Genomic DNA, 12,508 nt, shown 5'->3' with positions numbered 1-12,508 from the left:
TGCATTAGCACCAAAGCCTCTGATGGCCTGCCAGCAGAGGCGGCAAATCAGGCCGGCAGCCGCCCCTCGCAGCTCGGCAGACGGCACTGATTTCCACCCCCCGCAGCCGTCTCGGCCGGGTGCGCAGGAAAGGACTGCGACGTGAACACCACACCACTCCGTAGAACTCGTGGGCACGCGACTCCCGTTGCACTTGTTGCGCGTTGCACTTGTTGCGCTAACGAGGTTCGCTGTCACCCTCCTCGTCGACTGTTCGAGCGAGGCCGACGCCAAGGACGAGATCACCGCTCTGGTCCGAGGTGTGCGCGACTGGCGTGACCGCCGGGGCCTCTTCTCCTGTGCCGAGCGCAGTCGACGGGCCGTGGAGCTTCCTGAGCGACGCCGCTATGAGGACAGCCCCGAGCGCGAGGACGGCGGCGGCGACGGCGAGCGCCAAGGAGAAGCCTTCGGTCGCTGCGCGCAGCCGACCGTCCTCTGCGGCCCGAGCGTCGCTGCGGCGCGCGGCCAGAGCGACGAGCAGCGCCACCCCCACGGCACCTCCGACCTGTTGGACGGAGCTCAGGACGGCCGAGCCGAGCCCGGCGTTCTCCTCGGTGGTGCCCGTGAGTGCGGCGACGGTCAGGGCGGGCAGGCTCAGTCCGCATCCCAGGCTCGTGACGAGCATGCCGGGCAGGATCCCGGAGGCGTAACTGTCGCCCGGTGCCACGCCGGAGAGCAGCAGCAGTCCGGCAGCGGTGATCAGGAGCGACCCGACGAGGGCCGGGCGCATGCCGAACCTGACCACCGCTCGCGAGGACAGCCACATGCCCGCGAGGATCCCGGCGCCGTAGGGCAGGTAGGCGAGCCCTGCCGTGAGAGGGCGGTAGTCCAGCACGGTCTGCAGGTGCACCATCAGCAGGAAGGCCATCGCGTACATGGCCGCGGAGAACAGCAGAGTCGCCCCGTTGGCCACGGCGCGGAAGCGGAAGGCCAGGAACGACAACGGCACCAGTGCCTCGGCCGTTCGCGCCTCGACCGCGAGGAAAGCGACGGCCAAGAGCCCGGCGAAACCCAGGAACGCGACGACGGCCGGGTCCGCCCAGCCCGACTCCCCGGTCTGGAGAAGGCCGTAGACCAATGACACCAGGGCGCCGGTGCCGAGTACCGCACCGGGTACGTCGAGTCGGGCCGCGCGCCCGGCCCGGCTCTCGGGGACCAGGCGCGGGAGCAGCACAACGGCCGCCGCGGCAACCGGCAGGTTGATGAGGAAGATCAAACGCCAGGACGCGAGGCCGGTCAGCGCGCCGGAGATCACCAGGCCCATCGTGCCGCCCAGAGCCGCGATGCCGCCCCAGATGCCGAACGCCTTGGCGCGCTCCTCGGTGCCGGGGAACAGGAGGCTGATCAGTGCCAGCGCGGCCGGGCTGGCCATCGCCGATCCCGCGCCCTGGACGAACCTCCCGGCCACCAGTTGCCAGGGCTCCTGCGCGAGCCCGCAGACCAGACTCGCCGCACCGAACAGCACCACCCCGGTGAGGAAGACGCGTCTGCGGCCCAGCAGGTCGGCCATGCGCCCGAACAGCAGCAACAGCCCGCCGAAGGCGAGGAAGTAGGCGTTGACGACCCAGGCCAGACCCGCGCTGCTGAAGCCGAGGTCATCGCGCACGCTGGGGAGCGCGACGCTCACCACGTTGTCGTCCAGGACGAGCATGAACTGCACGAAGCACAGCACCACCAGGGCAAGCCCGCGGCGCCCAACAGGACTGGCAGCGGCGGTAGTTGATATCGGGGTCATGTCAGGCTCCCTGTCTGGCCGTGCACTTGCGGCGGCGCCCGTGGCGCGGGGGATTGATCGGCATAGGACGACGCTATGCACCCGCCCCGCTGGCCGCGATGCGCTACGAGGCCACGTCGTATCGCATCGGGGACATATGCTGGCCGGCATGACCGATGCCGTCGAAGGGGCCGTACCAGCCGGGGTGGGCGCCATCGTCGTCGGGAACTTTCCGTTGGCGTCCGGGCGGTGGTTCGTCCCGCACCGTCATCCGCAGCACCAACTGGCCTGGGCACAGCGTGGGGTGCTCGGTGTCGCCGTCGACGAGGACTACTGGGTGCTGCCGCGCACGCGGGCCCTCTGGCTGCCCGCGGGGGTCGTCCACCGGACCGGCGCGACCCGCGACGCGGTGCTGTGCAGCCTCTACTTCGAGCCGGACCGATGCGAACTGGACTGGACGGAACCCACGCCGATCGGCGTCGACGGTCTCCTGGCCCATCTGATCGCCTACCTCAGCCGCAAGAACCTCCCCGACGACGCACGGCTACGCGCCGAGGCAGTCGTACTCGACCTGCTGCGCCCCTTGCCCGCCACACCCATCGATGTGCCGGACCCCACCGACGACCGCGTACGCGCCGTGACCGACGCGCTGCTCGCCGACCCGGCGGACCCACGGAGCCTGGAAGCTCACGCACGGGCCGTCGGAGTGAGCCGACGAACCCTGACCCGGTTGTTCGTCCAGGACACCGGCATGAGCTTCGACCGCTGGCGCACCCACGTACGGCTGCGTGCCGCCCTCCCACTCCTCGCTGAGGGCCGGCCCGTTTCCCGGGTGGCACACGCCGTGGGGTACGCGACGCCCAGCGCTTTCCTCGCCGCGTTCCGGCGGACCGTCGGCACGTCCCCCGGCCGCTACCTCAACGGCGACGCTCCGTTCGAGGCATCCGCTGCGCCTTCAAGCCCCAGGGCAGAACCCGGTACGGACGGTGCAGGCAGCGGGAGGGGGACCGGTCCCCCGCGGTGATGGCCCGCGGTGACGGAGGGCGCGGTCCGAGGGAGCCCGGCGGGCGGCATCCCTCTCCTTCGGCCCGCCCTCGGCCCAGCAGGCGCGCGAAAGGCTCGCGGTGCCACGTACGGTCCTGTCACCCCAGGTCGGCTCAGACGACGTGCCCGCAGGTGAACAGCAGCGGGAGCAGCGGAGCCGTCACCGAGGTGGCCACGACCGCCACCCAGGTCACGCGGCGGGGCCTCGCCCGCGGGTTGAGGACGCGGCGCAGCCGGATGAGAGTTCCGGGACCGCCCGCCCCCATGGCCGCCCGCGGCACACGCCCCGAGGCGACCTCGCACATCGCTGTCGCCAGCTCCTCACGTGGGTGGAAACGCAGGGCGTGGTCGTCGGCGGCCATCTCCAGGAGCAGTTCCGTCTGCTCCTTGGCGTGCCGGGCGAGCGGCAGCCCGGGGAAGGCCCTGCCGAACGCCTCCGTGACCATGAGCAGCAGATGATGCCGCCCCTCGATGTGCCCCCGCTCGTGCGCGAGAACGGCCCGCAGCTGCGGGCCGGAAAGGAGATCCAGCGCACCCCGGGTGACGACCACCCGACAGGCACGCCCTGGCAGGCAGTAGACCGCGGGGACGTCGTGCTCCACGATCGTGGCGTCGTACTCAGCGGCGGGGCTGCCGACCAGAGCCAGCATGTCGAGCTGACGCTGCCGGGCCCGGCGCGACCTCCTCGCGGTGTGGAGCAGCCACCCCAGAGGCAGCAGCACGATGGCCGCCGGACCGAGGAGTGCGGTGAAGTCGCTGAACGCCGGCGTCATGTCGCCCGCGCGGGCGTCGATCACCACGCCGCAGGCACTGAGCAGCCCGAGCAGACCGCTGTGCACGTGCTGCCGCTCGGCCAGGACCAGGTGGTTCAGCGCCAGGGTGGCGGACACGACGAACGTCACCATCAGGCCGAGCCATGCGAGCACCGCGACGGTCGGGGCCTGGTGCGGCCAGCGCGCCCGGACCAGGAGATACGGGGCCACGGCTCCCACCAGAGACGCGTAGCCGGTCAGCGTCACGGCCGTGATCACGCTTCGCTCCGCCGCTTCGCCGCCCTCAGCGCGGCCCTGAGGGCATCGGCCTCCGCGGGAGCCATCTGCTCCACGAAACTGAGCAGGGCACCCGCCGGGTCCGGGTTGCTGCCGAGGGCCTCCTGCATGAGCGCCGCCGTGTACTGCTGCCGGGTGCAGGTGGGCTCGTACACCCAGGCCCTGCCCTCCTTCTCGCGCCGCAGCATGCCCTTGCCATAGAGGATCTCGGCCACAGTCTTGACCGTGCTGTAGGCAACGGGGCGCTTCTTGTTGATGTCGGTCAGCACGTCGCGCGCGGTCGCCGGCCGGCCCCATGCCCATAGGCGGTTCATGATCTCCGCCTCCAGCTCACCCAGCTGACGCACTGCCGCTCCTTCCACTCCCGGAGTCCGGACCGCTCGCCCCTCCAGCACCGACGACCACTCATCGTAGTCACCGGTTTCGCCCACGCCGGGGCTCGTACCGGAGGTCGGGTATCCGGTCCCGGGCCGCGCACTTGCAGTGCTTCGGTAGCCTCGGCAGCGGAGGTCCGGCTGATGAGCTTGAGCAAGAACGTACGAGCGGGCGGTGCCCTGGTGCACCTGCTGCTGGTCGTCGTGCTCGCGTTCGGCGTCTTCGTGATGCACACCGTCGGGCATCCGGACGAGTCCTCGGGGGCCGGGATGAGCGCCGGCGCCCACGCCTCGCACGGGGCGGCCGCCCCCGACGCGTCGACGACTGATGCCGCCCTGACGGCGACCGCCGGGCACGAGACCGGCACCGCCCAGCACCTGTCGGCGGACGAACCCGCCTCCCGGATGGCGATGGACATGTCGTCGCTGTGCGTCGCGGTGCTCGGTGTCTGGGCGCTCGCAGCTCTGCTGTACGCGGCGTTCACGCGCCGTCCTGCGTGGCCGGCGGACCTCCTTGCGCGGACCGTCGTCGCGCTGCGGCCCGACGCGCCACCGCCGAGACCGGATCTCACCCAGCTGTCAGTCCTGCGGATATAGGCCGAACCGTCCGCGCGGGCGCTTCGTGCTGCCCCGCGTGCACCGACGTACGCCGCACAGACCCGCAGTACCGACACCAGAGGTGTATCGACATGAGCTCTGTCAACCGCACTGTCCGCCGCCGCATCGCGCTCGCAGGCGTGGTCGCCGCCGGGTCTCTGCTGCTTGCCGCGTGCGGCAACGGCGACGACGCCATGGGCGGCATGGACCACGGCTCGGACTCCACCGCCGCAGCGTCCAAGGAGCCGGGCAAGGACGCGGACACTTCCGCCGACTTCAACGACGCGGACGTCACCTTCGCCCAGGGCATGATCCCGCACCACCAGCAGGCCATCGAGATGTCCGAGCTGGCCGAGACCCGGGCCTCCGACGCGGAGATCAAGAAGCTCGCCGGGCAGATCAAGAAGGCCCAGGGCCCGGAGATCAAGACCCTTCAGGGCTGGCTGAAGTCCTGGGACAAGCCCACCGGGATGGAGTCCGGCATGGACCACTCCGAGCACGGTGGCATGGGCGGCATGATGTCCGAGCAGGACATGAAGGACCTCGAGGCCGCCAAGGGCGCGAAGTTCGACCGCGCCTTCGCCGAGATGATGATCGAGCACCACAACGGCGCGATCGAGATGGCCGAGGACGAGAAGAAGAACGGCAAGAGCGCGGACGCGAAGAAGATGGCCGAGGCCATCATCAAGGGCCAGTCCACCGAGGTCGCCCGGTTCGAGAAGATCCTCGACCGGATCTGACGCTCGCCCCTCACCATGACCGGCAGACCGCCCGGGCTCCGCGCTTGCCTCGTCCGGCAGCGCGGGCCCGGGCGGCTCCCGGGCACCCGGCCTCCCTGCGCCGCGCGGATGCGCGCGCCCGCCACACTCTGAAGGACTCATGAACAAGCACCGTGCCGCCGCCGCGGCCGCAGCACTCACCCTCACCACCCTCCTGGCCGCCTGCGCGGGCAACGACCAGCCAGAGTCGTCCGGGTCGTCCGGCGGTGATCAGTCCTCCGACCTGACCATCAGCCACATCCACGGCCTCGGCCTCGACCCGTCCGACCAGCGCCTGTACGTCGCCACCCACGAAGGCGTCTACACCCCGGACTCCGGCGGCAAGCCCAAGCTGGTGGGCGACAGCAAGGACGACTTCATGGGCTTCACCGTGGCCCAGAACAACACCTTCTACGCCAGCGGCCACTCCGCACCGGGCGCAGAAGGCCCCGCCGACAAGGGACTCATCAAGAGCACCGACGGCGGCAAGACCTGGAAGTCGCTGTCCTTGTCCGGCGAGTCCGACTTCCACGCCCTGGACCACGCCCACGACACCGTCTACGGCTACGACGCCACCAACGGCCTGCTGCGCACCAGCAAGGACGGTGTCGCCTGGACGGACGGCGCCGAACTCCAGGCCCTCGACATAGCCGTGTCACCCGAGGACCCAGACCTCGTCCTCGCCACCACCGCCGAAGGCGTCGCCCGCAGCACCGACGGCGGCAAGACCTTCGCCAAGGGCCGGCAGCCCACGATGGCTTTCGCCTCCTGGAGGACGGAAGACGCCCTGTTCGGTATCGACCCCACCGGCGCCCTGCACCGCAGCACCGACGGCGGCTCGACCTGGAAGAAGGCCGGCACCGTGCCCGGCGGACAGCCCCAGGCCCTGACCGCGGTGGGCACCGACCGCGTTCTGGCCGCCACCCAGAACGGCGTCTACGAATCGAAGGACGGCGGCAAGACGTTCACGAAGCGGCTCGCGGTGGAGTCCACCGGCGGGCACTGAGCGCGTGAGCCGGCAGGCGCACCGCCCGCCTTACATGAATGCTGTACGCATCTATTTGGCGGGCGGTGTGTTCGCCGCTGGTGGCCGTGCTTTTCAGTGCGCGTCCGCCGGAATCGTCCCCAGTCGCCCCGCCTTGAAGTCGTCGAAAGCCTGGGCCAGTTCGACGTGGCTGTTCATCACGAACGGTCCGTAGTGCGCCATCGGCTCCCGGATCGGCTGCCCGCCGAGCAGTACGACCTCCAGGTCGGGGGTGTTCCCGTCCTGCTTCTCGTCCGCGCGGACGGTCAGCGATGAACCGGCCCCGAAGACGGCCGTCTGCCCCGTGTGCACCGGGCGGCGCTCGGCACCGACCGTGCCGCGCCCGGCGAGCACGTACGCGAGTCCGTTGAAGTCCTCGCGCCAGGGCAGCGTGACCTCGGCGCCGGGACGCACGGTCGCGTGGATCATCGTGATCGGCGTGTGCGTGATGCCGGGGCCCTCGTGCCCGTCGAGCTCACCGGCGATGACACGGAGCAGCGTGCCGCCGTCGGGCGATGCGAGCAGCTGGACCTGGCCGCCGCGGATGTCCTGGTAGCGGGGGTCCATCATCTTGTCCCGCGCGGGCAGGTTCACCCACAGCTGGAGGCCGTGGAAGAGGCCGCCGGACACGACGAGGGACTCCGGTGGCGCCTCGATGTGCAGGATGCCGCCACCGGCGGTCATCCACTGGGTGTCGCCGTTGGAGATGGTGCCGCCACCGCCGTTGGAGTCCTGGTGGTCGAAGATGCCGTCGATGATGTACGTGACGGTCTCGAAGCCACGGTGGGGGTGCCAGGGGGTGCCCTTCGGCTCCCCGGGCTGATACTCAACCTCGCCCATCTGATCCATCATGATGAACGGGTCGAGGTACTTGTAGTTGATCCCCGCGAAGGCCCGGCGCACCGGGAAGCCCTCGCCCTCGAAGCCGCCGGGAGCGGTGGTCACGGCGAGCACGGGGCGTGCCACGGCGTCGCCGGACGCGGCCACGCGGGGCAGGGTCAGCGGGTTCTCGACGGTCACTGCGGGCATGTCGGTGCCTCCTTCTCGTACGCTCAGTTTAGTTGAACGTAGAACTTCTTGCCACTGGGAACGCGAGACGCCCGGAGGGCATTCCCTCCGGGCGTCACATGTGGCTTGAAGTGGGTGCTAGCCGTACATCCTGCGCATCGCGAAGTCGACCATCTGCTCCACGGCCTTCGCGTCGAAGACCATGCGGTGCTCGCCCTCCATGTCGAGCACGAAGCCGTACCCCGTCGGCAGGAGGTCGATGACCTCCGCGCCCGTGATCACGAAGTACTTGGACTCCTTGCCCGCGTACCGCCGCAGCTCCTTGAGCGAGGTGAACATCGGGATCACCGGCTGCTGGGTGTTGTGCAGGGCGAGGAAGCCGGGGTTGTCGCCGCGCGGGCAGTAGACCTTGGACGTCGCGAAGGCCTGCTGGAAGTCCTCGGCGGACATGGAGCCCGTGGTGAAGGCGCGCACCGCGTCCGCGAGGGACGGGGGCGACGGCTCGGGGTAGAGCGGGGGCTGCTGGGCGTACCCGCCCGCGCCGCCGGGCATCTGCTGCGGCGGCGGCTGGGCCCCCGGCGGGGCGTACTGCTGCTGGGCGCCAGGGCTCTGGTCGTAGCCGTACATGCCCGCAAGAGTACTGAGTCACAGATGACCTATTAGGGGTTGCTTCTTATTACCGACGGGTAGCATCATCGTAGCTACTTGCTGGTACTGATCCTGTTGATCACTTTTCTGCTTACGGAGCCGTCGCCATGGGGCACTACAAGTCGAATCTCCGCGACATCGAGTTCAACCTCTTCGAGGTGCTCGGCCGCGACAAGCTGTACGGCACCGGCCCGTTCGCGGAGATGGACGTCGACACCGCCAAGAGCATCCTCGACGAGCTGCGCAGGCTCGCCGAGAACGAGCTGGCCGAGTCCTTCGCGGACGCCGACCGCAACCCGCCGGTGTTCGACCCCGAGACCAACACCGCACCGGTCCCGGAGTCCTTCAAGAAGAGCTACCAGGCCTTCATGGACTCCGAGTACTGGCGCCTGGGCCTCCCCGAGGAGATCGGCGGCACGACGTCGCCGCGCTCGCTGATCTGGGCGTACGCGGAGCTGCTGCTCGGCGCCAACCCGGCGGTGTGGATGTACTCCTCCGGTCCGGCGTTCGCGGGCATCCTGCACGAAGAGGGCAACGAGGCGCAGAAGAAGATCGCCGCGATCGCCGTCGAGAAGCAGTGGGGTTCGACGATGGTCCTGACCGAGCCGGACGCCGGTTCGGACGTCGGCGCGGGCCGCACGAAGGCCACGCCCCAGGAGGACGGCTCCTGGCACATCGAGGGCGTGAAGCGCTTCATCACGTCCGGTGAGCACGACATGTCGGAGAACATCCTCCACTACGTCCTCGCCCGCCCCGAGGGCCACGGCCCCGGCACCAAGGGCCTGTCCCTCTTCCTCGTACCGAAGTACGAGTTCGACTGGGAGACCGGCGAGCTGGGCGCCCGCAACGGCGCCTACGCCACGAACGTCGAGCACAAGATGGGCCTCAAGGCGTCCAACACGTGCGAGATGACGTTCGGCGACCAGCACCCCGCCAAGGGCTGGCTGATCGGCGACAAGCACGAGGGCATCCGCCAGATGTTCATGATCATCGAGTTCGCCCGCATGATGGTGGGCACGAAGGCGATCGCGACGCTGTCGACGGGCTACCTGAACGCGCTCGAGTACGCCAAGGAGCGCGTGCAGGGCCCGGACCTGGCCCAGTTCATGGACAAGACCGCGCCCAAGGTGACGATCACCCACCACCCGGACGTGCGCCGCTCGCTCATGACGCAGAAGGCGTACGCGGAGGGCATGCGCGCCCTGGTCCTGCACACCGCGGCCGTCCAGGACGACATCCAGATCAAGGAGGCGGCGGGCGAGGACGCGTCGGCGCTGATCGCCCTGAACGACCTCCTCCTGCCGATCGTCAAGGGCTACGGCTCGGAGAAGTCCTACGAGCAGCTGGCGCAGTCGCTCCAGACGTTCGGCGGCTCGGGGTACCTCCAGGAGTACCCGATCGAGCAGTACATCCGTGACGCCAAGATCGACACCCTCTACGAGGGCACCACGGCGATCCAGGGCCAGGACTACTTCTTCCGGAAGATCGTCCGCAACCAGGGCACCGCGCTGAACGGCCTCGCCGAGGAGATCAAGAAGTTCCTCGCGGTCGGCACGGGCGGCGAGACCCTGGCCGGGGCCCGCGAGGAGCTTGCCAAGGCCGCGGTCGAGCTGGAGGCCATCGTCGGCGTCATGCTGACGGACCTCGCGGCGACCGAGCAGGACGTGAAGTCCATCTACAAGGTGGGCCTCAACACGACCCGCCTCCTGATGGTCTCGGGCGACGTCGTCGTCGGCTACCTCCTCCTGCGGGGCGCGGCGGTGGCCGCCGAGAAGCTGGAGACGGCCTCGGCCAAGGACAAGTCCTTCTACGAGGGCAAGATCGCCGCGGCCAAGTTCTTCGCCACGACGGTCCTGCCGGGCGTCGCCGCCGAGCGGAAGCTCGCCGAGGGCGTATCCCTGGACCTGATGGAGCTGGACGAGGCGGCGTTCTGAGCGTCTCTCCGCCACAGCGTCACCGCGGCCTGCTCCCCCAGGGGGCAGGCCGCGTTGTCATGGGTGGGCAGGCGGTACAGAACCTCCCGTTTGAGCCCGACCGCGCCCCACCCCACCCCTGGCTAGGCTGGCAGCCATGAGCACACCCGCCCGCTTCGACCGCGGCCACTCCGAAGACCTCATGACCTTCCTGGCGGCGAGCCCTTCGCCGTACCATGCAGTCGCCACCGCCGCCGAGCGGCTGGAGAAGGCCGGCTTCCGGCAGGTCCAGGAGACCGAGGCCTGGGACGGGTCGACCGGCGGCAAGTACGTGCTGCGCGGCGGCGCCATCGTCGCCTGGTACGTCCCCGAGAGCGCGACCCCGCACACCCCCTTCCGCATCGTCGGCGCCCACACCGACTCCCCGAACCTGCGCGTGAAGCCGAGGCCGGACAGCGGCGCCCACGGCTGGCGGCAGGTCGCGGTCGAGATCTACGGCGGACCGCTGCTCAACTCCTGGCTGGACAGGGACCTCGGTCTCGCGGGCCGCCTCTCCCTGCGCGACGGCAGCACCCGGCTCGTGAACATCGACCGCGCCCTGCTCCGCGTACCGCAGCTGGCGATCCACATGGACCGTGGAGTCGTCGCCGACGGCCTCAAGCTCGACAAGCAGAAGCACATGCAGCCCATCTGGGGCCTCGGCGACGACGTGTGCGACGGCGATCTGATCCGCTTCGTCGCGGCGGAAGAGGGACTCGCCGCCGACGACGTCACCGGCTGGGACCTGATGACGCACCCCGTCGAGGCACCCTCCTTCCTCGGCCGCGACCGCGACCTGATCGCGGGCCCGCGCATGGACAACCTCCTGTCGGTGCACGCCTGTACGGCGGCGCTCGCCGCCGTGTCGACGGCGGACGACGCCGACTCCCTCGCCTACATCCCCGTACTCGCGGCCTTCGACCACGAGGAGAACGGCTCGCAGTCCGACACCGGCGCGGACGGCCCGCTGCTCGGCGGCGTGCTCGAGCGGTCCGTGTTCGCGCGCGGGGGTTCGTACGAGGACAGGGCACGCGCCTTCGCCGGGACCGTCTGTCTGTCCTCCGACACCGGCCACGCCGTGCACCCCAACTACGCGGAGCGGCACGACCCGACGCACCACCCGCGCGCCAACGGCGGCCCGATCCTCAAGGTCAACGTCAACAACCGGTACGCGACGGACGGCGCGGGACGCGCCGTGTTCGCCGCCGCGTGCGGGAAGGCCGGCGTGCCCTTCCAGAGCTTCGTGTCGAACAACTCGATGCCCTGCGGCACGACGATCGGCCCGATCACGGCGGCCCGGCACGGCATCAAGACGGTCGACATCGGCGTGGCGATCCTGTCCATGCACAGCGTGCGCGAGCTGTGCGGGGTGGACGATCCGCACATGCTGGCCAACGCGTTGGTGGCGTTCCTGGAGGGCTGAGTACGCTGGGGGCTGTTCGAAGCACGCACAACGACACAGGGGTTGAGGCCAGGTGGAGTTCCAGCTGCTGGGACCGGTGACTGTCGCCGGAGGCAGCGGAGCGGTACCCCTGGGCCCCGCCAAGCGCCGCAGTCTGCTCGCCGCCCTGCTCCTCCGGGCCGGTACGCCGGTCTCGGTGGACGCCCTGACCGAAGCGCTGTGGGACGACGAACCGCCCGTACACGCGCGCACGGTCATCCAAGGGCATGTGTCGCGGCTGCGGGCCCTCCTCGTCGAGGCGGGTCTCGACGCGTACGGCGTCGAACTCGCCACGCAGGGCGGTGCGTACGCCCTGCAGTTCCCGGAGACGCTGCTCGACGTCAGCCGCTTCGAGGACCTCGTCAAGCTCGCCGGGCGGCAGCGGGACCCGGCCGACGCGGCCCTGATGCTGCAGGAGGCGCTCGCGCTGTGGAACGGTCCCGCGCTGACCGGCACCGTCCCGACCGGGCCGATGCTGGCCGCGGCGCGGGGACTTGAGGAGAGCCGCCTCGTCACCGTCGAGCAGCTCGCCGAGACGTACGGACGGCTCGGCGCGCACGGCCAGGCGGTGGCGCTGCTGCGTACGGAGTCGGTGCAGCATCCGTTCCGGGAGGCGCTGGTGGCGGCGCTGATGCGGGCGCTGCAGCGGTGCGGGCGGCAGTCCGAGGCGCTGGAGTGCTTCCACCGGACGCGGGAGCGTCTCGCCGAGGAGATGGGGGTCGACCCGGGCAAGACGCTGCGGCGGGCCTATGCGGAGATCCTTGACGGCGAGCCGGACACGGGGAGCCATCCGACGCTGGCGGCGGCGATGCGGGCCTCCGCCGGGGGCGCCTCCGCACAGAAACGCCCTCGCACCCACC

General features: G+C 70.2%; 12 protein-coding genes. 7 read left to right on the top strand and 5 right to left on the bottom strand.

Features of this window, described 5'->3' with window-relative positions:
* Positions 1–217: 217 nt before the first annotated feature.
* Positions 218–1,774 carry an MFS transporter gene (locus E2651_RS16125; RefSeq protein ID WP_135331831.1) on the bottom strand — a complete coding sequence of 519 codons (1,557 nt, stop codon included), beginning with the start codon at positions 1,772–1,774 and terminating at the stop codon, positions 218–220.
* A gap of 148 nt (positions 1,775–1,922) precedes the next feature.
* On the opposite strand from E2651_RS16125, the gene E2651_RS16120 reads away from it, so the two are divergent.
* Positions 1,923–2,777, top strand: coding sequence for a helix-turn-helix transcriptional regulator (locus tag E2651_RS16120; RefSeq protein WP_135331830.1), 855 nt, complete (start codon positions 1,923–1,925; stop codon positions 2,775–2,777).
* 133 nt (positions 2,778–2,910) lie between these two features.
* On the opposite strand, the gene E2651_RS16115 is transcribed toward E2651_RS16120, so the two are convergent.
* Both E2651_RS16115 and E2651_RS16110 read right to left on the bottom strand, forming a co-directional pair.
* On the bottom strand, positions 2,911–3,828 hold the full coding sequence (locus E2651_RS16115; protein ID WP_135331829.1) for a M56 family metallopeptidase: 918 nt from the start codon (positions 3,826–3,828) through the stop codon (positions 2,911–2,913).
* Positions 3,825–4,193, bottom strand: a complete 369-nt coding sequence (locus E2651_RS16110) for a BlaI/MecI/CopY family transcriptional regulator (RefSeq protein ID WP_135331828.1) — start codon at positions 4,191–4,193, stop codon at positions 3,825–3,827. The genes E2651_RS16115 and E2651_RS16110 overlap by 4 nt, the downstream gene beginning before the upstream one ends.
* A 171-nt stretch (positions 4,194–4,364) precedes the next feature.
* Here E2651_RS16110 and E2651_RS16105 point away from each other — a divergent pair, with 171 nt between their 5' ends.
* From E2651_RS16105 to E2651_RS16095, 3 genes are all read left to right on the top strand, one after another.
* The gene (locus E2651_RS16105) at positions 4,365–4,817 is read left to right on the top strand and encodes a DUF6153 family protein (protein ID WP_135331827.1); all 453 of its coding nucleotides are present in this window, start codon (positions 4,365–4,367) and stop codon (positions 4,815–4,817) included.
* A gap of 92 nt (positions 4,818–4,909) precedes the next feature.
* Positions 4,910–5,557 (top strand): DUF305 domain-containing protein, encoded by a 648-nt coding sequence (locus tag E2651_RS16100; RefSeq protein WP_135331826.1) that lies wholly within the window; start codon positions 4,910–4,912, stop codon positions 5,555–5,557.
* 139 nt (positions 5,558–5,696) lie between these two features.
* Positions 5,697–6,581, top strand: a complete 885-nt coding sequence (locus tag E2651_RS16095) for a F510_1955 family glycosylhydrolase (protein WP_135331825.1) — start codon at positions 5,697–5,699, stop codon at positions 6,579–6,581.
* Positions 6,582–6,674: 93 nt separating this feature from the next.
* Here the strand turns inward: E2651_RS16095 and E2651_RS16090 are convergent, their stop codons facing one another.
* Positions 6,675–7,628 carry a pirin family protein gene (locus tag E2651_RS16090; RefSeq protein ID WP_135331824.1) on the bottom strand — a complete coding sequence of 318 codons (954 nt, stop codon included), beginning with the start codon at positions 7,626–7,628 and terminating at the stop codon, positions 6,675–6,677.
* Positions 7,629–7,745: 117 nt separating this feature from the next.
* A complete protein-coding gene (locus E2651_RS16085) occupies positions 7,746–8,234 on the bottom strand; it encodes an SseB family protein (RefSeq protein WP_135331823.1) in 489 nt (162 codons plus the stop codon).
* 128 nt (positions 8,235–8,362) lie between these two features.
* Here E2651_RS16085 and E2651_RS16080 point away from each other — a divergent pair, with 128 nt between their 5' ends.
* The 3 genes from E2651_RS16080 to E2651_RS16070 form a co-directional block, all read left to right on the top strand.
* The gene (locus tag E2651_RS16080) at positions 8,363–10,189 is read left to right on the top strand and encodes an acyl-CoA dehydrogenase (RefSeq protein WP_135331822.1); all 1,827 of its coding nucleotides are present in this window, start codon (positions 8,363–8,365) and stop codon (positions 10,187–10,189) included.
* A gap of 136 nt (positions 10,190–10,325) precedes the next feature.
* Positions 10,326–11,630 carry a M18 family aminopeptidase gene (locus E2651_RS16075; protein WP_135331821.1) on the top strand — a complete coding sequence of 435 codons (1,305 nt, stop codon included), beginning with the start codon at positions 10,326–10,328 and terminating at the stop codon, positions 11,628–11,630.
* Between the two features lie 52 nt (positions 11,631–11,682).
* Positions 11,683–12,508: AfsR/SARP family transcriptional regulator (locus tag E2651_RS16070; RefSeq protein WP_135331820.1), on the top strand; the 826-nt coding region annotated here is incomplete at its 3' end.

The organism is Streptomyces sp. MZ04 (assembly GCF_004684775.1).
GTDB lineage: Bacteria > Actinomycetota > Actinomycetes > Streptomycetales > Streptomycetaceae > Streptomyces.
The sequence above is the reverse complement of the archived record's forward strand: the minus strand, read 5'-3'. Positions and strand labels throughout refer to the sequence as shown.

Bases quoted from the DNA above. Each gene is read 5' to 3' on its own strand.
- E2651_RS16080 (WP_135331822.1), top strand. From the start codon at position 8,363: ATGGGGCACTACAAGTCGAATCTCCGCGACATCGAGTTCAACCTCTTC.
- E2651_RS16090 (WP_135331824.1), bottom strand. From the start codon at position 7,628: ATGCCCGCAGTGACCGTCGAGAACCCGCTGACCCTGCCCCGCGTGGCC.
- E2651_RS16100 (WP_135331826.1), top strand. From the start codon at position 4,910: ATGAGCTCTGTCAACCGCACTGTCCGCCGCCGCATCGCGCTCGCAGGC.
- E2651_RS16120 (WP_135331830.1), top strand. From the start codon at position 1,923: ATGACCGATGCCGTCGAAGGGGCCGTACCAGCCGGGGTGGGCGCCATC.
- E2651_RS16125 (WP_135331831.1), bottom strand. From the start codon at position 1,774: ATGACCCCGATATCAACTACCGCCGCTGCCAGTCCTGTTGGGCGCCGC.
- E2651_RS16075 (WP_135331821.1), top strand. From the start codon at position 10,326: ATGAGCACACCCGCCCGCTTCGACCGCGGCCACTCCGAAGACCTCATG.
- E2651_RS16105 (WP_135331827.1), top strand. From the start codon at position 4,365: ATGAGCTTGAGCAAGAACGTACGAGCGGGCGGTGCCCTGGTGCACCTG.
- E2651_RS16095 (WP_135331825.1), top strand. From the start codon at position 5,697: ATGAACAAGCACCGTGCCGCCGCCGCGGCCGCAGCACTCACCCTCACC.
- E2651_RS16085 (WP_135331823.1), bottom strand. From the start codon at position 8,234: ATGTACGGCTACGACCAGAGCCCTGGCGCCCAGCAGCAGTACGCCCCG.